Source organism: Kaistella sp. (genome assembly GCF_041824135.1).
GTDB lineage: Bacteria > Bacteroidota > Bacteroidia > Flavobacteriales > Weeksellaceae > Kaistella.
Map to the genome: position 1 here is coordinate 1 of NZ_JBGZYM010000117.1, position 20,249 is coordinate 20,249.

13 protein-coding genes and 1 tRNA gene are annotated in these 20,249 nt (G+C 36.7%); 12 read left to right on the forward strand and 2 right to left on the reverse strand.

All coding sequences use genetic code 11. The annotated features are described in order from the left end of the window. Positions 1–44: 44 nt before the first annotated feature. The 3 genes from mce (at position 45) to ACEYOS_RS14515 (ending at position 1,513) form a co-directional block, all read left to right on the forward strand. Positions 45–449, forward strand: a complete 405-nt coding sequence (gene mce / locus ACEYOS_RS14505) for a methylmalonyl-CoA epimerase (RefSeq protein WP_373739330.1) — start codon at positions 45–47, stop codon at positions 447–449. Between the two features lie 257 nt (positions 450–706). Continuing rightward, positions 707–780: transfer RNA gene (locus ACEYOS_RS14510), tRNA-Ile, on the forward strand. 280 nt (positions 781–1,060) lie between these two features. Beyond that, positions 1,061–1,513 (forward strand): PA2169 family four-helix-bundle protein, encoded by a 453-nt coding sequence (locus tag ACEYOS_RS14515; RefSeq protein WP_373709479.1) that lies wholly within the window; start codon positions 1,061–1,063, stop codon positions 1,511–1,513. A 148-nt stretch (positions 1,514–1,661) separates the two neighbouring features. Here the strand turns inward: ACEYOS_RS14515 and ACEYOS_RS14520 are convergent, their stop codons facing one another. Then, positions 1,662–2,501 (reverse strand): urea transporter, encoded by an 840-nt coding sequence (locus ACEYOS_RS14520; protein ID WP_373709480.1) that lies wholly within the window; start codon positions 2,499–2,501, stop codon positions 1,662–1,664. A 597-nt stretch (positions 2,502–3,098) separates the two neighbouring features. On the opposite strand from ACEYOS_RS14520, the gene ACEYOS_RS14525 reads away from it, so the two are divergent. The 9 genes from ACEYOS_RS14525 to ACEYOS_RS14565 all read left to right on the forward strand — a co-directional run bounded on the left by ACEYOS_RS14525 (position 3,099) and on the right by ACEYOS_RS14565 (position 17,458). Next, entirely contained in the window at positions 3,099–6,248 is a 3,150-nt protein-coding gene (locus ACEYOS_RS14525) for a DUF3427 domain-containing protein (RefSeq protein WP_373709481.1), read from the forward strand. Positions 6,249–6,443: 195 nt separating this feature from the next. Beyond that, the gene (locus ACEYOS_RS14530; RefSeq protein ID WP_373709482.1) at positions 6,444–7,277 is read left to right on the forward strand and encodes a hypothetical protein; all 834 of its coding nucleotides are present in this window, start codon (positions 6,444–6,446) and stop codon (positions 7,275–7,277) included. A gap of 95 nt (positions 7,278–7,372) precedes the next feature. After that, positions 7,373–8,809: a M17 family metallopeptidase gene (locus ACEYOS_RS14535; RefSeq protein ID WP_373709483.1), complete on the forward strand. Its 1,437-nt coding sequence runs from the start codon at positions 7,373–7,375 to the stop codon at positions 8,807–8,809. Positions 8,810–9,087: 278 nt separating this feature from the next. Continuing rightward, positions 9,088–9,801: a 3-ketoacyl-ACP reductase gene (locus tag ACEYOS_RS14540; protein WP_373709484.1), complete on the forward strand. Its 714-nt coding sequence runs from the start codon at positions 9,088–9,090 to the stop codon at positions 9,799–9,801. Between the two features lie 366 nt (positions 9,802–10,167). Then, positions 10,168–10,869: a glycerophosphodiester phosphodiesterase gene (locus tag ACEYOS_RS14545; RefSeq protein WP_373709485.1), complete on the forward strand. Its 702-nt coding sequence runs from the start codon at positions 10,168–10,170 to the stop codon at positions 10,867–10,869. Positions 10,870–11,114: 245 nt separating this feature from the next. Continuing rightward, positions 11,115–11,717, forward strand: coding sequence for a TetR/AcrR family transcriptional regulator (locus tag ACEYOS_RS14550; protein ID WP_373709486.1), 603 nt, complete (start codon positions 11,115–11,117; stop codon positions 11,715–11,717). Between the two features lie 81 nt (positions 11,718–11,798). Further along, the gene (locus ACEYOS_RS14555; protein WP_373709487.1) at positions 11,799–13,145 is read left to right on the forward strand and encodes a TolC family protein; all 1,347 of its coding nucleotides are present in this window, start codon (positions 11,799–11,801) and stop codon (positions 13,143–13,145) included. A 58-nt stretch (positions 13,146–13,203) separates the two neighbouring features. Continuing rightward, positions 13,204–14,265, forward strand: a complete 1,062-nt coding sequence (locus ACEYOS_RS14560) for an efflux RND transporter periplasmic adaptor subunit (protein ID WP_373709488.1) — start codon at positions 13,204–13,206, stop codon at positions 14,263–14,265. A 4-nt stretch (positions 14,266–14,269) separates the two neighbouring features. After that, the gene (locus ACEYOS_RS14565) at positions 14,270–17,458 is read left to right on the forward strand and encodes an efflux RND transporter permease subunit (protein ID WP_373709489.1); all 3,189 of its coding nucleotides are present in this window, start codon (positions 14,270–14,272) and stop codon (positions 17,456–17,458) included. Positions 17,459–18,047: 589 nt separating this feature from the next. On the opposite strand, the gene ACEYOS_RS14570 is transcribed toward ACEYOS_RS14565, so the two are convergent. Then, positions 18,048–20,171 (reverse strand): Tex family protein, encoded by a 2,124-nt coding sequence (locus ACEYOS_RS14570; protein ID WP_373709490.1) that lies wholly within the window; start codon positions 20,169–20,171, stop codon positions 18,048–18,050. Positions 20,172–20,249 lie beyond the last annotated feature (78 nt).

The following is a 20,249-nucleotide window of genomic DNA, read 5'->3' on the forward strand; positions in this document are numbered from 1 at the left end:
ACATCATCCATCATCCATCACCTAACATCCAACACCCATCAACCATGAAAATCGAACACCTCGGTATCGCCGTAAAATCTCTCGGAACTTCCGATGACTTATTCGCCAAACTATTAGGCAAAGAAAACTATAAACAGGAAACCGTCGAAAGAGAAGGAGTGACAACTTCATTCTATGACCTCGGAGAATCCAAGATCGAACTCCTCGAAGCCACCAATCCCGAAAGTCCAGTCGCTAAATTCTTGGACAAACGTGGCGAAGGAATTCACCACATCGCTTTCGGTGTCGAAAATATTTATAATGAAATTGAAAGACTAAAAAAAGCCGGTTTCCTCTTCATCTCCGAAGAACCCAAAGACGGAGCCGACAATAAACTCATCGTTTTCCTCCACCCAAAATCCACTAATGGAATCTTAATCGAATTGTGTCAGGAAAAACCTGCGGTTTAAAGAGCCAAGTAAAAAGTAAAAAGAGCCAAGGAAATTCCTTGCGACCATTGCTAAGTTTACGCCTTTGCGTTCTTAAAAGTTTCATCAAAAACATTCGAATAGAAAAAGAATTCTTTGTGTCTTTGCGTTAAAATAATTCTGCAAACTGAACGATAACTTAATTTTCTCAGGAAAAACGTCAAATAAATTTTGATTATTTCAAAAAAACGCTATTTTTGCAAACCAATTGAGACGGTATTTCTTCGGAAATAAAGTTAGGCCCTATAACTCAGCTGGTTAGAGTAGCTGACTCATAATCAGCAAGTCCCTGGTTCGAGCCCAGGTGGGGCCACAACATTGGAATTGAAGCACTTACAGCGATGTAGGTGCTTTTTTTATGGGTTCAAATTTCTTTTAGATACAACATTGGTATAACAAAATGTTCTCACAAATATTTTGCTAAGACTCCTATTTTAAAAGCACCGCAGTGCATTTCTTTATATCTTAAAACTACTTAAGTTTTTATTTTTCGAACATTATGAATTATTTTTTTACAGTAATAATCTTTGAAGATATCTGTAACGGTCTTTAAATTGTACTTCGAGAAGACATTAATCCCAAAATGTTTTGACATGGAAAATAATAAAACAGTAGATGTTCTCAACAATCTATTACAGATCACCAACGACCGATTAGAAGGATTTAAGAATGTAGATGCTAAGATGATCTCTTCTTATCCTAAGCTTCGCGACGAGTATGATCACGGTGTTATTGCATCCAACCGTATGAGGACAGAACTTTCAGCTCTTATTCAGGAAAGAGGCGGAGATCCAAACGATACTACAACAGTTGCCGGCGGTTTACACAGAACCTGGATCGATGTGAAAAATTCACTTTCTTTCGATAAAGGCGAAGCAACCCTGGAGAATGTTCTTTTCGGTGAAGGCGCTGCGATCAAAGCTTTTGAAAAAGCGCTGGACAGTGGCGATCTTTGTCCGGAAAGCAGCAAAGTTGTTCAGGATCAACTTCATGAACTGCGAGCTTCTTACCGAAAATTCGAAAGTTTGGAGGAAAATGAAGATTAAATAATCAATTTCTAATATCAAAGGTTGCGCGGAAAGTGCAGCCTTTTTTTTGGAAAACATGCTTGTTTTAAGATCGCTCAATCTGAGAAATAGGTTGCTTTAAAATGTTTTGTAGATTTGGCTTGAAGCATTTACCGAGAGGCAGCTGCTAACTATTTTTTAGTAGGATTGCCTTTAACCCCAAAATAATCCATGTAGCGATTACAAACGGTGCGGTCAAGGTAATAATACCTGTTCTACCTAAGCCAACGGTAAGTCCAGTCGACAAAATAATTGCGAAGGTGACCCACATCAGATCTTTCTTTTGTTGTGCGCTCAGTGCGATAGCGCAAAGTATGGCATTATAACCCATCAAGCCGGCATTGATGCTGGAAAATGATTCCGATAAAAGCCAGCCGATCAAGGAGCCTAAAACGGCAGCGTATATTGCGTACACCGCTGTTAATTTACGATTGATAAAGATAGCCAGCAGAAAAAATAAACCAGTAACCGTATTATCCTGAAACATGACCTGACCAAAACTTTTGCCGAAGGTACTTATTAGATTTAAAGAATTTTTAGCAGTGGTAGTTGTGGTTTCAAGTGGAGTTTTAAAAACAAATAAAAGCGAATAAATTACGGACCAAGTAACTAATACAAATGGCGCAGTAAAAGGTGGAACCATTTTTTTCAAGAGCTTCATAACGATCGTGGAAAGAAAAGATCCGAGGATCAAAGCTATGATGGAGTATAAATTAAATTGGAAAAAAATTAGGACTGCAATTCCAGTTAGAGTGCCATTAAAACCATACAACCCATTTCTAATATCCTCTTTTGAATATTTCAAAATCTCCGCAGATATTGTACTGATACATGTTCCGGCGATTGCTGCAAGTCCCAACATCCACGAATTGTAAAAAATCCCAACTAAAAATATAAGACCTGATAACCAATTGTTTTGAAACATGACTTGGCCTATGCCTCTCAAAATAGTTTCTGGAAATTTCATTAATGTAAAACTAAAAGTTAATTCGTGCAATGATAAGGAAAGTTATTATATTTATCCAGGAATAGAATTTCGCCTACAGCATTGTAATATGAAAGTTTTAAATTATAAAAAGACAACATGTTCTGAGCTCTTTTGGGATGATGGGTGTATTTTCGGCAACTCAGTTATTTAGATCATTTTCAGAAAAATAAAACATTCCACAAAAAGAGATTGATAAAATTGAAGCTGAATTTTTTCAACTATAAATTTTTTCTTAATAGTTGTAGTTCTTTTGTAAACTTTAGAAGCACCTACCTTGAGGTAGTTGTTTTTTTTATCTCTTCATTAAATAATTTTCGTTGTTAAAATCAATTTGTGGTTGATTCATCTATAGGTCCTTTTTATAATCTGAAGTCCTATAGTCCGGATGTATTCTTGTTCATTATATTGCACAATGAAGAATGTTTTATATATTTATAATCCTTAACTAAAATAATGAAATGTAGTGACGGGCTTTTCTACAGCTTCGAACATGGAATCAATTAAAATGGAAAATAATTTTCCTAAATTTTTATTTTCTTTAAGGTTCAGATATGTAAAACGGGATAAAAAGACACTATGAATTTAGGGATATATGAAAGTCTTATAACTGATGCTCTAAAAGAGCGTCTTGACGTAATTGATAGAAATGAATTTTACATTGCTGATCAAAAAAAACTAGATACGAATGAAGCAGTTCATTTTCTTACGATGCATTTAGGGAATGCGATCAAAAATGCACTGAACTTAATTAAGTCTGAAAAAAAAAATTTGTTGGTTTCAAAACAAATTGAAATTACAAACAAAATTCTGAAATATCTTACGCAAGAGATTTCAAGTTATGAATTTAAGGAAGATTTAGTACATGCAGATGGTCTAATTCTAGAAGGTGTTCTTGAAAAATTGAATTCTGATTATACTGATGTCAAGCTTCATTTAAAAGAGATAATGCCACTAACCCGATTGACTCAAAGTGAATTATTCACCGGCGGAAATGTAGGATTATCATTGGATGGAGAATTAAAAAAGGAAATTCGATCTTCTGATAGAATAGATTTATTGGTCTCTTTTATTAAATGGAAGGCAATAGTTATTTTGCGCGATGCGTTTGAAGAATTTACAAAAAGAGGTGGAAAATTACGCGTAATTACAACTACCTATATGGGCGCCACAGATGCAAAGGCAATTCATGAATTATCTAAGCTTCCCAATACTGAAATAAAAGTTTCTTACAACAACTCCAATGAACGTTTACATGCTAAAGCTTATTTGTTTTTTAGAAATTCAGGCTTTCATACAGGTTATATTGGGTCCTCAAATTTTTCCAGATCAGCCTTAACAGATGGATTAGAATGGAATGTAAAAGTAACGACCAAAGAAATTCCACATATTATTGACAAATTTCAAAAAACATTTGAATCTTATTGGAACAACGCAGAGTTTGAGTTGTATGATAAGTCTAAGTTAGAGCTTTTAGATAATGCACTTCAAAATAATAAACTGGGGAAGGCAACTTTAGAAATCGTGAGATTTTTTGATTTGAAACCTTATCATTATCAGTCAGAAATTTTAGAAAAGTTAAAGGTTGAAAGAACGGTTCATCATTCATTTAAAAATCTGATTGTCGCAGCAACAGGAACTGGAAAGACAATGATTGCTGCTTTTGATTTTAAAAATTATTTACGTGAAAACCCGAAGACTAAATTTCTGTTTATTGCCCATCGAATCGAAATCCTAAAACAATCTCTTCATACATTCAGAAATGTACTTAAAGATCAAAATTTCGGTGAACTGTATGGAAGCGGATACTATCCTACGTCAAAAAATTCAGTCTTTGCAACTGTTCAGACTTTAAGTAAATTAGAATTTGAAAATTTTTGCACCACAAATTATTTTGATTATATAATTCTTGATGAAGCACATCATGGTCAAGCTTCAACCTATCAAAAAATTCTAAACTATTTTAAACCAACTATTCTTTTAGGTCTTACCGCGACTCCCGAAAGGATGGATGGTAAAAGTATTTTGCCAGACTTTAATGATAGAATTGCCGCAGAAATTCGTCTTCCTGATGCACTCAATAATAAACTTCTTTGTCCTTTTCAATATTTTGGAATTTCCGATTCGATCGATTATTCACGGGTTAAATGGACCAACGGAAAGTATGATTCGGAGGAACTGACTAAAATTTTTACTCAAAATGATATTAGAGTTGGAGATATTATTAAGAATTTAAATAATTATACAAAAGATTTTAAGTTAGTTTCTGCTGTTGGTTTTTGTATTAGTATCGAGCACGCGAAATTTATGAAACGTAAATTTGAAGAAGTAGGATTAGCAGCTGAATATTTAGTTTCCGAAAATTCATCTAAACGTGAGGAAATTATTTATCAATTTTCCACAAAAAAAATAAACTATCTGTTTGTAGTAGATATTTTTAATGAAGGTATTGATATACCACAAATCGATACCGTATTATTTCTAAGACCTACAGAAAGTTTAACTATTTTTTTGCAACAACTCGGGAGAGGGTTAAGATTAGCAGATGGAAAAGATGTTCTTACCGTATTAGATTTTGTAGGTCAGGCAAGAGATGAATATGATTTCGAAAGTAAATTCCGCGCTTTAATTGGAAAGACAAATACAACAGTTCTAAAAGAAATTGAACAGGATTTTCCGCATTTACCTTTAGGTTGCTCAATAGTACTAGAGAAAAAAGCTAAAGATTTTATTATAGAAAATATTAGAAAGGCGACATCGGTTAATAAAAGACAATTGGTATTAAAGATTCAAAATTTTCATAATCATACTAATCTGGATTTAACTCTAAGTAATTTTTTGAAAATCTATAATTTAAAATTCCAACAGATATATAAAAACTATACATTCAATGAGCTTTTAGAAGAAGCTTTGCGTATTAGATTCAACAAGGATAATTATGCAAGTTATAAATCGATGCTTTCAAAAAAAATGATTGCAACAGAATCGTTATCCTATTTTAATTTTATTTTAGAGTTGGCAGATCAAAATTTTGAATTAGAAAAGTTACAAAAGACAGAGAATAATACATTGATGGGTATCATGCTTTTTTATGACTTTTACCAAACGGCATCAAATGATTTAACATTGGAAGATGGATTAAGAAAAATCGGAGAAAATAAATCTATGGTTAAAGAAGTGAGGGATTTTCTCACCTTAAAAATTGACCAAATTAATTATGAGGAATTCCAACTTGAAGATATTGCATTTGGATTCCCGCTAAAACTGCATTCTAGATATACAAGAGATCAGATTTTAGTGGCACTACGTTTAAGTACTCTAGAAAAGAAAAGTTCAAGTCGGGAAGGAGTTGCGGAGAATAAAGCTCTTAATTGCGAAGCATTATTTGTGAATTTAAAAAAGTCTGAGGAAGATTTCTCACCAACTACAATGTATGATGATTATGCGATTAATGATTCTTTGTTTCATTGGCAATCGCAAAATCAAACTGCTTCTACATCTGAAAAAGGCAAATCTTACATCAAACAATTGGAAAGAAAAAAAACTATTTTACTCTTTGTGCGCGAATCAAAAAGTGACGCTGATGGATTTACCAGAGGCTATGTGTTTTTGGGCCCTGTAAATTTCGTTGAATTTTCGGGCTCAAAACCAATGTCGATAAAATGGAAACTGCAGAAAAATCTACCACATTTCCTCTGGCAAGAAAGTGCGAAACTAAATGTAGGTTAGTTATTGCACTAATAAAGTTACATTTTTTTATAAGACTTAACTTCAACCCAAAACACTTTTTCCACAATACTTCTTCAATTGACTGAAGCGCGAATTATAAGTAATTTCCCTTTATAAAAAATGTTTTTAACAGAACTTTTAAAGGCTTTTTACTTAAATTTGCATCTTCAATTTCAACCACCAAACCCTACCATAATGATCGATAAAAATTTTTACCTCGAAAACCTTTCTGCTTTTGATATTCTCATTGAAGATGAGGACCGCAAACAGGCGGAAGCGGTAATTTATCGGGTATTCAGCATGCTGCAGCGGGATAAGATCTGGCTGCGTGACGTCGCTACCGAAGAGGAGATCTTTGAAGAAGACGCTGAGCTTTTGGAAGAGGTGGAAGAGGAACTCAAAGAACTCGACCAGAAATATGAATTCGGTTTTGACGAGTTTTACAAACTCGTGCAGCAGGAAATGAAGAAGATCCAGTCCAACGCCGGTAGCGATCTTATCGAAAATGATCCTTTGGAAGACGACGACTACGAGGAGGACGATGATATTTTCGCCGAAGATGACGAAGAAACTTTTGATGAAGACGAAGAAGATCTGTACGATTTTGATGAAGACGATGATGATGAAGAGGAAGGTGATGAAGACGCCTTCAGTCATCTCTCTGATGAAGAACTGGACCTCATCGAAGATTTTATTCTTTCCAGTGCCAAAACAAGATTTAATTTCCCGCTGTTTGTTCAGGATTTCCCGGAGGGAGATGAGGTTTTTGTTGATGGAGAATTCCTTTTACCCGTCATCGCCGGAAAAGCCTTCGGTGAAACCGATACCGAAATTGCCGAAAAAATGCTATCCTCTTTTATGATGTTGGGATATCAAATTGAGGTGAATGATCTCATCCAAATGATTCAGGAGAAAGGAAAAGAACTAGGACCTGAGATTCTGGCTTTTAAGATCGCAGCGGATTCTTTACAGCAAGGCGCCCATCCGAGAGATATCGTTCGGCAACTCGAACAGTTATTGGGCGTCTAAATAGTATTCAAATTAATTCAGATCGTTTTCCTTCACTAAGGAATGATAATTGCTGCTCTGCAGCGTCTTTATAAAAGTAAAATAAAATAGTAAAAATGACAGATCATTATTTAAATGCAACGTTAGTATCCTCTACTCAAAACGATAGTAATACTTCAAAAAGCAGTCAGTTACACTTGCTGATCAATGCGACCGATGAAGTTTTGAATCAGTATCCAAAATCGGTTGCGGAATCGATGAAAGAAGCCTTTGAAAAAAAGAAAAACAAAGTGACCGTTCTCAATGGAGAGGAGCAGCTATTCCTGATCGCCCTTCCCAAGACCGATCCTGAAAGTTTAAGACTTGCCGGCGCCTCCGTTTTTCAAACCTTGAAAAATGAAAACTGTAAAGAAGTGACGATTGATGAGGTAAAAGATTTAACTGAACTTCAACGGTTTGCTTTTTTAGAAGGTTTGCTTTTGAGCAGTTATAGTTTTTCAAAATATAAAAAAGAGAAATCAGAACTTCAAATTAAAGTTTCCTGTACTTCGAATTTCATTGATGACCAATCTTTGGCTGAATTACAAAAACTTGTAGAAGTAGTATCGCTCACTAAAACAATGGTGAATGAACCGCCCCAATTTATGGATGCGGTGAGATTCGCTGACTACGCGGTAGAAGCGGGCAAAAAATTCGGTTTTGTAACTGAAATACTCGGTAAAGCAGAAATAGAAAAACTAGGTATGGGCGGAATTCTCGCGGTCAACAGAGGATCTTCTGTTCCGCCGACCTTCAATATTCTTCATTATAAGCCGGAGAATGCGGTCAATGAAAAACCTTTGGTTTTGGTAGGTAAAGGAGTCACTTTTGATACCGGTGGTTATTCCATAAAAGTGGGTGGAAATATGACTTCCATGAAATCTGATATGGCTGGTGGTGCTGCAGTTTTAGGAATTGTTTCTGCAGCGGCAGCGAATAAGTTACCATACCATATTATTGGTTTGGTTTCTGCGACAGACAATAAAATCTCGTCTGACGCTTTGGTGGTCGATGATATCATTACCATGATGGACGGAACAACGGTAGAAGTGCAGAATACCGACGCCGAAGGACGATTGGTTTTGGCGGATGCCTTAACGTATGCAAAACGTTTCAATCCTGAATTGGTGGTCGATATGGCAACATTGACAGGTGCATCTGTAGCAATCACAGGACCGTTCGGAATTGCAATGGCCGGGAATAATCAGGATTACATGGATCAATTGAAAGTGTCTGGGGAAGAGACTTACGAAAGACTCATCCAGTTGCCATTCTGGACAGAGTTTGAAGATCTGCTCAAATCTGATATTGCAGATCTAAAAAATATCGGCGGACCAATTGGTGGTGCTACAACTGCGGGCAAATTCCTGGAACATTTCACCGATTACCCATGGATCCACTTGGATATTGCCGGAGCCTCTTTCGTCAAAGATGCAAAAGGATACCGACAAAGTGGCGGAACCGGCGTTGCCGTAAGATTATTATATCAGTTTATTAAAACGAAATGCAAGTAAGAATTGAAACAGTTTAATTAGTCGGTAAATTTTTTAAACCACAAAAGCACAAAGATTTTGGTCTTCTAGCCTTTGCTAAGTGTAACGCCCCTGTCTGCCGGAAGGCAGGTTTGCGCCCGTAATTTAAGCAGCATTTAAGGAAAAGCTTAGCGTCCCGATGGCTATCGGGATTGCGTTAAAAAAGGCAGTGTGATTTAAAAATGATATTGAAGGAATATTAATCGTTCAATCAGAAACAAAAAACATAGTATTCTGCACGAACATAAAAAATAACTAAAATGAATTTAAAAGGAAAAAGTGCCATCGTTACAGGTGGTGGACGAGGTCTCGGTAAAGCCGTAGCCTTGATATTAGCAAAAGAAGGAGTCAATATCGGAATCACAGGACGCAATGAAGAAAACCTAAAATCAACCGTTGAAGAATTGAAAGGTTTAGGAGTTCAGGCTGCGTATTCGATTTTCAGTATGGACGAAGAAAGGGCGGTTCAAAAAGGAATTTCAGACTTGGCAAAAGATCTGGGTGGAGTCGATATCCTCATCAACAATGCTGGAATCGGTGATTTTGGAAGCATTGAACAAATGCCGTCAGAAACCTGGGAGCAGGTCATCAAGACCAATCTTTTCGGAGTTTATTATGCAGCAAAAGCAGTTTATCCATTTTTAAAAGAAAAAGGCGCGGGCGATATCGTCAATGTTGCTTCTACAGCCGGATTAAAAGGCGGACCAAATATGTCAGCGTATGCAGCTTCAAAAGCGGCAGTCGTGTCTTTATCACAATCGATGATGGCAGAATGGAGAAAAGAAAATATCCGTGTGATCACTTTAACGCCGAGCACTATTGCTTCAGACATGTCTATTCAAGGTGGATTGACCGACGGAAATCCAGATACAGTTTTACAGCCAGAGGATTTTGCAGAATGGGTTCGTGATATTTTGAAAATGAACAGAAGAGCCTTGATTGCAAACGGTTCTATTTTTTCTACGAATCCGTAATTGTGGGTCTTTAATTTATTAATAAAGAGTTTCATTACTTGACAACAAAAGCGGGATTTTCCTGCTTTTGTTTTTTTAATAAACCCACATTAGTCACCTAAGAATTCGTTCTCACTTTATAAATATTTAGAATATCATTTTGAAAATCTTTGATTTTCGAAACTAAAGTGAACTTTTAAAAGTATTTTTTTCCTAAAACTAATGGGACTAATATGTTTAAAATTATTGCATTTCAGCAGTCTTCAAAATCACCATGAAATAAGGTTTTTACATTTTGCCTTCTTTTGAAAATCTTTATTTTTGCATTTATCTTTGGTCTCTTTTGCGGTTAAAAAAAACATTTAACAGACTCAAAATTCATTCATAATGCAAGCAAAAACTAAAATCATCGCGCATCGAGGTTATTGGCAAACGAATCCTCCAACCGCAGAAAATTCCCTTCAAGCTTTAGAAAATGCTCAGAAATTAAATATTTACGGAACAGAGTGCGATGTTCGAATGTCAAAAGATGGTGTGCTGATCGTTTATCATGACGAGTATCATGGAACCATGGAAATTTCGGAAACCAAATTTGCAGATTTAGATAAACTTAAACTAGAAAACGGCGAGAACGTTCCGACTTTAAAGGAATTTCTAGAAAAAGGGAAGAAGAATCACTTCTTAAAACTGATGATAGAACTGAAACCAATTAGTTCAAAAGCTAAGGAAAATGAGTTGGTAAAAAAAACAAGTCAATTGGTTAAAGAGCTGCAACTGGAAGCACAAACTGAATTTATTTCATTCAGTTTAAATATCTGTGAACATCTTAAAAAAGAAGAGCTTGTGTTTAAAATACACTATCTGAACGGTGACCTGTCACCTTCACAAATAAAAGAAAAAGGATTTGATGGAATAGATTATCATTATTCTATTTTCCTAAAAAATCCGACTTGGATTTCACAGGCACAAAGTATAGGATTAATTACCAATTCCTGGACGGTCAATGATATTGAAATTTTTAAGCAGCTGAGAAAACAAGGAATTGAATTCGTCACCACAGATATTCCCGATCTGTTATTAAATCTATAATAGTGGTCCGTGCTCAACTTTGGTGAATCGTGCTAAAAAATCAGTCTATTTTATTTCAATAAAACTTAAAGAGGATTAGTTCTCAACGAAATACGCTAAAACCTGTCAGAATTATTTTTTAAATTTTGCGTATTAATCAACCTTACAGTCATCATTATTAATTTCATCTATCGGAACCATTATATATGAAAACTTGGAAACTAATTTTGTTTTTAAGTTTTCTTTTGTATCTTTGCCGCCGAAATATGGACGAAAAAACAATTTTTTTAAGCAAAGCAGCAGAACTTTTCATTGAAAACGGAGCGAAATCTGTGACGATGGATGAGATTGCAAAAGAGTTTGGAATATCTAAGAAAACCCTTTATCAGAAGTATAAAAATAAAGAGGAATTATTAGAAGAAGTGTTGAAACATAAATTGGAAGAGGTTATTAACCGACTTCAGTATTTGGATGATAATATCGAAAATGCCATTGAAAGAATGTTTTGCAGAGATGAGGAAATCGACAAGGTTTCGCACTCTAACAATAATATCCTGATCCGCCAATTGTTGAAATATTATCCCGGCATTTTCCATAAACACATGCTGAATTTTTCTGCAAAGTTTTCAGAAGTATTAGTTCACAATATTGAAAAAGGAAGAAAACAGGGTCTTTACCGCGAAGATTTTAACCCAGAAATTTATGCGAAAATTTTCTTCCAACTTGTGATGTCGTATGACAGTTCGACTTTTTTTGATACGGAAGTGATCGAACGGGAATATTTCGTACAGGAAGCACTCATGCTTTACATCAACGCGATCACGAATGAAAAGGGGAAAGAAGTTCTTAAAAGTCTTCAGCAAAAATAGAGTACAATCTTGTCTTAGGATGATTTCCTTTTAAAGCAAGTAAACTCAATAATAATCTGTAATAAATAACAAAAATATAAAATGACCAATTGGAGAAAAATGGCTTTCGTTGCCCTCTTTGCAGTTTCGATCACCGGATTGAAGGCGCAGGAGACGGTGACTTTAAAACAAGCCATAGAGTACGCGCTTCAAAATAAAGCCGAAGCGTTGAAGGCAAAACTGGATGTTCGGAATTCCGATTACCAGATCATGGAAGCGAAATCAAACGCTTTGCCTCAAATTTCGGGTGTCGCCAATCTTACCTATAATCCATTGTTGCAAAAATCTGCCTTGGATGTAGGTGCATTTAGTGGTGGACCAAGTAATATTCAACTGATCTCTTTCGGACAGAAATGGAATGCAGGTGCAGGTTTGCAATTGTCTCAGGCCGTTTTTAACCAGAAAGTATTTATCGGACTGAAAGCGGCAAAGTCGACCAAAGAATTTTACCAGCTTAATTCACAGTTAACGGAAGAGCAAATTATAGAAAGAGTTTCCAACGCATACTTCGAAGTTTTTACGATTCAGCAAAAAAGAGAAACTTTAGAAAGCAGTTTCACCAGTACGGAAAAAGCCAGAAATGTAATCAAAAGTTTGTTTGATAATGGTTTGGCTAAAAAAGTAGATCTGGATCGAACAAACGTGAATCTTACCAACATCAGCACGATTTTAACCCAGCAGCAAAACGGAATTAACCAAGCTGAAAATGCCTTGAAGTTTTACATGGGAATGCCGATCGAAACTGATATCGAGTTGGTAAAAGCAGATATGGAAATCACTCCACATTTATTGGATAACACTGCAGCGACGGATTCCAGAACTGAAGTGCAGCTACTTTCAAAACAAAGAGAATTATTAGAATTCAATAAACAGGCAGTTGAAGCTGCATATTATCCGACGGTCAGCTTAAATGCGAATTACAGTTATCAAGGACTGGGAGATAAGTTTCCGTTGACTCATGGTGAAAAAAGCGGCGTTTTCTGGTCCGATTATTCTGCCATTACTTTAGGCGTTAATATTCCAATTTTTAATGGTTTTGCAACGAAAGCAAGAGTGGCCATGGCGCAGATAGAACTCGACAAATTAGAGGTTGATATTAAAGATACCAAACTCGGTTTAGACTTATCTTATCAAAATGCGAAGTCGCAAATTGAAAACAGTCTTTTGGCTTTAGACAGTCAAAAAGCAAATGTTGGACTTGCCGAAACAGTAGCTGCCAATACCAAAAGTAATTACCAATACGGTTTAGCAACGCTTACTGATTTACTGGAGGCTGAAAATGCTTTGGTAGAAGCGAAAAATAATTATAGCAATGCGATCCTGGATTATAAAATTGCAGAGATCCAGTACTATAAATCAAAAGGTGAACTTAAAACGTATCTAAAATAAACTAAAACTAAAATCGTGTTAAAAGTTTCCTTTTGACATTAAAAAATAATTATTCCAAATGAAAAAAACTTTAATATATATTATCGTAGCAGTCGTACTCATCGGTTTAGGAGCGTACAAAATTGCCAGTAATAAAGCAACTCAAAAGAAAGAAGTAGCGGAAGTAGCTAAACAGGTTGATAAGATCAATGTGAATGTGGTGACCGCAAGCAGAGAAAATATCAACACTGATTATTCTGCCAACGGAACTTTTATCCCGAAACAGGAAACGAATCAGTCTTCTGAAATCTCTGGACGCATTGTAAATGTATTGGTGAGAGAAGGATCCAGAGTAGGAGCAGGTCAGGTTTTAGCAACCATCAAAAGAGATGCGATTGAAGTTGATGTTAGTCAGGCACAGAACAATTTACAGAATGCCATCATCGACAACCAACGGTATGAGAATGCTTATAAAACAGGTGGAGTTACCAAGCAGCAGTTAGATAATTCCAGATTACAGTTGAAAAATATGCAGTCTTCAGTTCGTGCCCAAAACGTGAGGGTCAATGATACCAGCGTAAGAGCAGGAATCAGCGGAATCATTAATAAGAAAATGGTAGAGCCAGGAATGGTCGTTGCACCGGGAACTGCTTTATTTGAAATCGTGAACATCAACAGTTTGAAATTATCTGTTTTGGTGGATGAAAGCCAAATCGGAAAAATTCAGATGGGACAGACCGTTCCAATCACGGTAAACGTTTTACCTGATGAGTCCTTCGGTGGAAGAATTACCTTTATCGCTCCCAAAAGTGACGCGTCTTTAAATTTCCCAGTAGAAATTGAAGTAGCCAACAACGGAAGTTTAAAAGCAGGTATGTACGGTACCGCTTTGTTTAAAACCAATTACGGAGCTGAAAATCAAAATATGTTAACGGTTCCTGCAGAAGCTTTTGTCAATGGCGTGAGTTCAGGACAATTGTTCATCGTAGAGAACGGAAAAGCTAAAATGATCAGTGTGAAAACAGGAAAAGTGTACGGTAACAAAGTACAGATCGTGAGCGGATTGAATGGAGGAGAGCAAGTAATTACCAGCGGACAGATCAACCTGGAGAACGGATCAAAAATAAACATCGTAAAGTAGAAAGATGAAATTAGCAGAAATATCAATTAAAAGACCCTCGTTAGTCATCGTTTTATTTACGATACTTACTTTAGGTGGTATATTGAGTTACTCGATGATGGGGTACGAATTGATCCCAAAGTTTGAAACCAATGTGGTAACGATTTCTACGGTATATCCGGGAGCGTCGCCAAGTGAGGTAGAAACTTCGGTCACCAGAAAAATTGAAGATGCCGTAGGATCTTTAGAAAATGTAAAAAAAGTAGAATCATCTTCTTACGAAAGTCTTTCCGTAATTATGGTTCAGCTGAGTACAGGTGCTGATGTGAATTATGCTCTGAATGATGCGCAACGGAAAGTGAATGCTATTTTATCGCAACTTCCGGATGATGTAGATGCACCGTCACTCAACAAATTCTCCCTGGATGATCTGCCGATCATGACGATGAGTATCTCCAGTGAGAAGTTGAATAACAGAGAACTTTTTGACCTCTTAGACAAAAAAATAGAACCTATCTTTTCCCGTGTGAGCGGTGTTGCCCAAGTTGACCTCATCGGTGGACAGGAGCGCGAAATTCAGGTGAATATTGATGAAAGTAAATTGCAGGGCTACAATATTTCTATCGGAGAAGTTCAGCAAGCCATCCTTTCTTCTAACTTAGATTTTCCAACGGGAAGTTTAAAATCAAGAACGTCCAAATCAACCATTCGATTATCTGGAAAGTACAAGTCAATTGAAGAAATGAGCAATTTGGTGATCTCCAGCAAAAATGGAGCCCAAGTTAGACTTTCAGATGTGGCAAACGTTTTTGATACCACCCAGGATGTAGAAAAAATTGCAAGATATAATCAGAATCCAACGATTTTGATGCAAGTCAAAAAACAGTCTGATGCCAATGCCGTTGCCGTTTCTGAAAATGTTCGGAAGACCATTGAGGACGTGATGAAAAATTATGCAGTGCAAGGTGTTAACGTGAAAATTGTTGATGACAGTACGGATTTTACCTTAGCAGCAGCCGATCACGTGATCGTTGATTTGGTGATTGCCGTCATCTTGGTGGCCATCGTAATGTTGCTTTTCCTTCATAATATTAGAAATGCATTTATCGTAATGGTTTCTATTCCGTTATCATTGATTGCAACTTTCATCGGAATGTATTTAATGGGCTATACCTTAAACTTAATGAGTTTACTAGGACTTTCATTGGTAGTTGGTATTCTGGTGGATGATGCTATTGTGGTCCTCGAAAATGTGTATCGACACATGGAAATGGGCAAGAGTAGAATTCGTGCCGCATACGATGGTGCCTCAGAAATCGGATTTACCGTAACAGCAATTACCTTGGTTATTGTAGTGGTATTCTTACCCATTGCGATGAGTTCAGGTTTGGTATCCGATATTTTAGCGCAGTTTTGTGTGACGGTCGTTATGGCGACTTTGTTCTCATTGTTAGCTTCATTTACCATCATTCCTTGGTTGTCTTCAAGATTCGGAAAAGTAGTCCATCTTACCGGTAAAAATCCATTTGAAAAATTCATTCTTTGGTTTGAAGGGCAATTGGATAAATTCACCCACTGGATCACTAATATTTTAGAATGGTGTTTGAAATCAGGTTTAAGAAGAGTAATGACCGTCGTGGTAACCTTCCTTATTTTGATCTCTTCCATGTTGTTGGTTTATTTCGGTTTCATCGGTGGAGAATTTTTTCCAAAGATGGATCGTGGACAATTCTTAGTACAGATCGAATTACCGAAAGATGCAACCGTTGAAAAAACAAATCAGGTTACTTTAAATGTTGAAAAATATTTAAGAGACAATAAAAATGTAGTTGATATGATTACTACGGTTGGTCAGCAATCTACAGGTTTTGGAGCGTCTCAGGCAACTGTTTATCAAGCTGAGGTTCAGGTGAACTTAATTGATAAATCAGAACGTGCTCAAAGTACCGATATCTTAGCGGCAAAATTCAAGAGAGATCTTGAAGAAAAATTCACCGGCGTAGAATTTAAAACCGCACCGATCGGATTGATGGGAGCAGATAATGCACCAATCGAAATGGTGGTAACGGCGGCGGATAATGAAACAGCCAACAAAGAAGCCAACAGAATCTTAGAGTTATTGAAGAAAGTTCCAGGATCTGTAGATGCAGAATTATCAACTGATACAGGAAGTCCCGAAGTTCGGGTGAATATCGATCGTGATAAAATGGCGACTTTAGGTCTTAACCTTTCCAGTGTTGGTCAGGCAATGCAAACAGCTTTTAACGGGAATACCGACGGAAAATTCCGAGCTGGAGAATATGAATATGATATCAACATTCGTTTTGCAGACAACAACAGAAAGTCAATCGATGACGTAAGAAACTTAATGTTTACGAACAATAATGGAGAGCAGATCAGATTAACCCAGTTTGCCAATGTAGACATGAGTTCAGGACCGAGTTTACTTCAGCGTAGAGATAAATCGCCTTCTGTAAAAGTAATGTCAAAAGTGGTCGGTCGTCCGGCCGGAGATGTTGCCAACGAATGGGCAGACCAGTTCATGGAAAACGAAAAAACAAAACCAGCTGGTGTCAACTACATCTGGAGTGGTGATATGGAAAACCAGACGGAAGGATTCGGTACTTTAGGACTGGCTTTATTAGCTGCGATTGTCTTGGTTTATTTGGTGATGGTATCGCTGTATGACAGTTTCGTTTATCCTTTTGTGGTCTTGTTTTCGATTCCTTTGGCCTTAATTGGAGTAATGGTGATTCTGGCTTTAACGAACAATTCCATTAATATCTTTACGATGTTGGGGATGATCATGTTGATTGGTTTGGTGGCGAAGAACGCAATTATGATTGTCGATTTTACCAATATGCGTAAAGCGGCAGGTGAAAATACCCACGATGCCTTAATTCAGGCCAACCACGCCAGGCTTCGTCCGATTTTGATGACCACGATTGCCATGATTTTCGGGATGCTACCAATTGCTTTGGCAAAAGGAGCCGGAGCCGAAATGAACAACGGTTTAGCTTGGGTAGTAATTGGTGGATTAACCTCCTCGTTATTCCTGACGCTAATTATTGTTCCCGTAGTATATTCACTTTTTGACTCTATGCTCAGAAGAATGGGTAAACACGAAAAAGTAGATTACGAAGGCGCCATGGTAGCCGATTATGAACACAAAGAATTAAGCGACGACGGATTCACTCCGAAACATCAGCTTTAATTATATTTAGTTAGTTTGGTTATGAAAGCCGTTTCAGTGATTGAAACGGCTTTTTTTTATTGGCGTAAAGTTGTATCACATTCAATCACATGAGTAAGAAATAATCAAACGATTTATAGAAAAATGGTAAACATTAAATTTTCATTGAGAAGCAACAAAATAATCGCTTTTAATAAAACCCGTCCCGCTGTCCACTATATCTTTTGCACCACTTCGTTCTGCAAAAGGATGCCGCTGCCATCGCGGCTATAACTTCAGGCATTTCCTTTTCCCACAGAAAAAACAATCCACTTTCACCGATGCAAAAATTACTTTAATCAGTCCATAGAACAATTTTCTGCAAATTGATTGGCAACAATTAGTGCAAATCCTTCGCGTTCTTTACGTTAAAATTATTGCCTTTTCGTTAGACGAGATGAAAACCATTCAAATTAATAATCATCAGAATTTTCTCCATATTTTTCCGACTATTTTAACAAAATCCCTTTGCTGAGCGAAGCGCCTTTGCGTCCTCAATTTTTCATAGTCAATAAATCAAAATCCTTCGCGTTCTTTGCGTTAAAAAACTTTGAGTCTTTGCGAGTACATATTACAAAATCATACTCAACTGAATCCGCTTTCTCGCTTCATCCACTTCGGTCACTTTTACCTGGACATGCTGATGCAGTTTTACCACTTCGTTCACATCAGATACAAAACCTTCTTTCAGTTGGGAAATATGAACGAGTCCGCTTTCTTTAATTCCGACATCTACGAAACAGCCAAACGCCGTAATATTATTGACGATTCCCGGAAGAATCATTCCTGCTTTTAAATTTTTAATGGATTTAACGGTCGGATCAAATTCAAAAACTTTCGCTGCTTTTCTCGGATCCAAACCCGGTTTTTCCAGTTCTTTGAGAATATCTTTAATTCCTAAAATACCAACCGTCTCCGTAATATATTTTTCTGGATTGATGGATTTTATCAGTTCTTTATTGGCGATGAGGTCGTTCGTTTTAGTACCTAGATCTTTCGCCATTTTTTCCACAATAGCATAAGCTTCCGGATGAACTGCGGAATTATCTAAAGGATTTTCACTATTTGAAATTCTAATAAATGCAGCCGCTTGTTGAAACGCTTTTTCACCCAATCTTGGTACTTTTTTTAATTGTTTTCGATTTTCAAAAGCACCATTTTCTGCACGATAATTCACGATGTTTTCTGCCATCTTTTCTCCGATCCCGGAAACATAACTTAGCAAAGATTTACTCGCCGTATTCAAATTAATTCCAACTGAATTTACGCATTTCATCACCGTAGAATCGAGTTCGTTTTTGAGTTGTGTTTGGTCGACATCATGTTGATATTGTCCAACACCAATTGACTTCGCATCGATCTTTACGAGTTCTGCCAAAGGATCCGACAATCTCCTTCCAATCGAAATTGCACCACGAACGGTAACATCAAAACTCGGAAATTCATCTCTCGCAATTTTACTCGCCGAATAAACCGAAGCTCCAGCTTCTGAAACGATGAAAACCAATGGTGGTTTATCAAAAGCAATTTTCTTAATAAAGAATTCTGTTTCCCGACTTGCCGTTCCGTTTCCAATCGAGATCGCTTCAATATTAAATGAATTGACAAGAGAGCGAATTTTCTTCATCGCCATTCCGGTTTCATTTTGGGGAGCATGCGGGTAAATAGTTTCGTTGTGTAGTAGATCTCCTTTCTCATCAATACAAACTACTTTACAGCCACTTTTAAATCCGGGGTCAATCGCCAAAATTCTTTTTTCACCCAAAGGTGGAGCGAGCAAAAGTTGACGCAAATTCTCTGCAAATATTTCGATGGCTTTATGGTCTGCCTTTTCTTTGGCTTCCTGTAAAGTTTCATTGGAGATCGCAGGTTCCAGCAATCTCTTGTAAGAATCTTTTATGGCCAAAGCAATCTGATCTGCATATTCATTATTCGATTTAATGATGGAATTTTCAATAAAGTCAAGCGCTTCGTCTTTATCAATTTCGATCTTCGTTTTTACAAAGCCTTCTGTTTCTGCACGCAGCATCGCCAATAATCGGTGCGACGGTATTCTGTTCAAACTTTCTTGCCAGTCAAAATATTGCGAAAATTTCTGCGCAGCTTCTTCCTCTTTTTTAGCTTTGACTACTTTTGAAGTGATGATGGCTTTTCTTTGAAATAATCGACGAAGATTTTGCCGTACATACATGTTTTCATTGATCCATTCCGCCATAATATCTCGCGCTCCCTGCAAAGCTTCCTCTTCACTGGCAACCTGATCATTTAAATATTTAGAAGCTAAACTTTCAAGGTTATTAGCGTTCTGGCTCATTATAATTTTAGCCAAAGGTTCTAAACCTTTTTCTTTCGCGGAATCCGCTTTTGTTTTTCTGCGTTTCTTGCAAGGCAAATACAAATCTTCCAGTTCCTGAAGATCAAAACTGTCCTCAATTCTTTTTTTAAATTCTGGTGTTAAAGCATTCTGTTCTTCGATTGATTTTAGAATGCTTTCTTTCCTTTTTACAATTTCCTCAAACTGTTTATTTAGTTTTGAAATCTGTTCGATCTGAACTTCATCTAAATTTCCGGTGGCATCTTTCCGATATCTTGAAATAAATGGAATGGTACAATCTTCACCCAAAAGTTTTAGAGTAGAATGAATGCTTTTATCAGAAATAGAAAGGGATCTTTTAATAAAATCAGTTGGAGTCATAAGGGATTTTTGGAAGCGCTAAAATAAGAACTTTAAGATGAACTGAAAAGCAGTAATTTCGTCAGATCATCAAAGGCA

Coding starts and splice junctions, on each gene's coding strand:
- ACEYOS_RS14545 (WP_373709485.1), top strand. CDS start 10,168: ATGCAAGCAAAAACTAAAATCATCGCGCATCGAGGTTATTGGCAAACG.
- ACEYOS_RS14550 (WP_373709486.1), top strand. CDS start 11,115: ATGGACGAAAAAACAATTTTTTTAAGCAAAGCAGCAGAACTTTTCATT.
- ACEYOS_RS14540 (WP_373709484.1), top strand. CDS start 9,088: ATGAATTTAAAAGGAAAAAGTGCCATCGTTACAGGTGGTGGACGAGGT.
- ACEYOS_RS14525 (WP_373709481.1), top strand. CDS start 3,099: ATGAATTTAGGGATATATGAAAGTCTTATAACTGATGCTCTAAAAGAG.
- ACEYOS_RS14565 (WP_373709489.1), top strand. CDS start 14,270: ATGAAATTAGCAGAAATATCAATTAAAAGACCCTCGTTAGTCATCGTT.
- ACEYOS_RS14555 (WP_373709487.1), top strand. CDS start 11,799: ATGACCAATTGGAGAAAAATGGCTTTCGTTGCCCTCTTTGCAGTTTCG.
- ACEYOS_RS14570 (WP_373709490.1), bottom strand. CDS start 20,171: ATGACTCCAACTGATTTTATTAAAAGATCCCTTTCTATTTCTGATAAA.
- mce (WP_373739330.1), top strand. CDS start 45: ATGAAAATCGAACACCTCGGTATCGCCGTAAAATCTCTCGGAACTTCC.
- ACEYOS_RS14530 (WP_373709482.1), top strand. CDS start 6,444: ATGATCGATAAAAATTTTTACCTCGAAAACCTTTCTGCTTTTGATATT.
- ACEYOS_RS14535 (WP_373709483.1), top strand. CDS start 7,373: ATGACAGATCATTATTTAAATGCAACGTTAGTATCCTCTACTCAAAAC.
- ACEYOS_RS14520 (WP_373709480.1), bottom strand. CDS start 2,501: ATGAAATTTCCAGAAACTATTTTGAGAGGCATAGGCCAAGTCATGTTT.
- ACEYOS_RS14560 (WP_373709488.1), top strand. CDS start 13,204: ATGAAAAAAACTTTAATATATATTATCGTAGCAGTCGTACTCATCGGT.
- ACEYOS_RS14515 (WP_373709479.1), top strand. CDS start 1,061: ATGGAAAATAATAAAACAGTAGATGTTCTCAACAATCTATTACAGATC.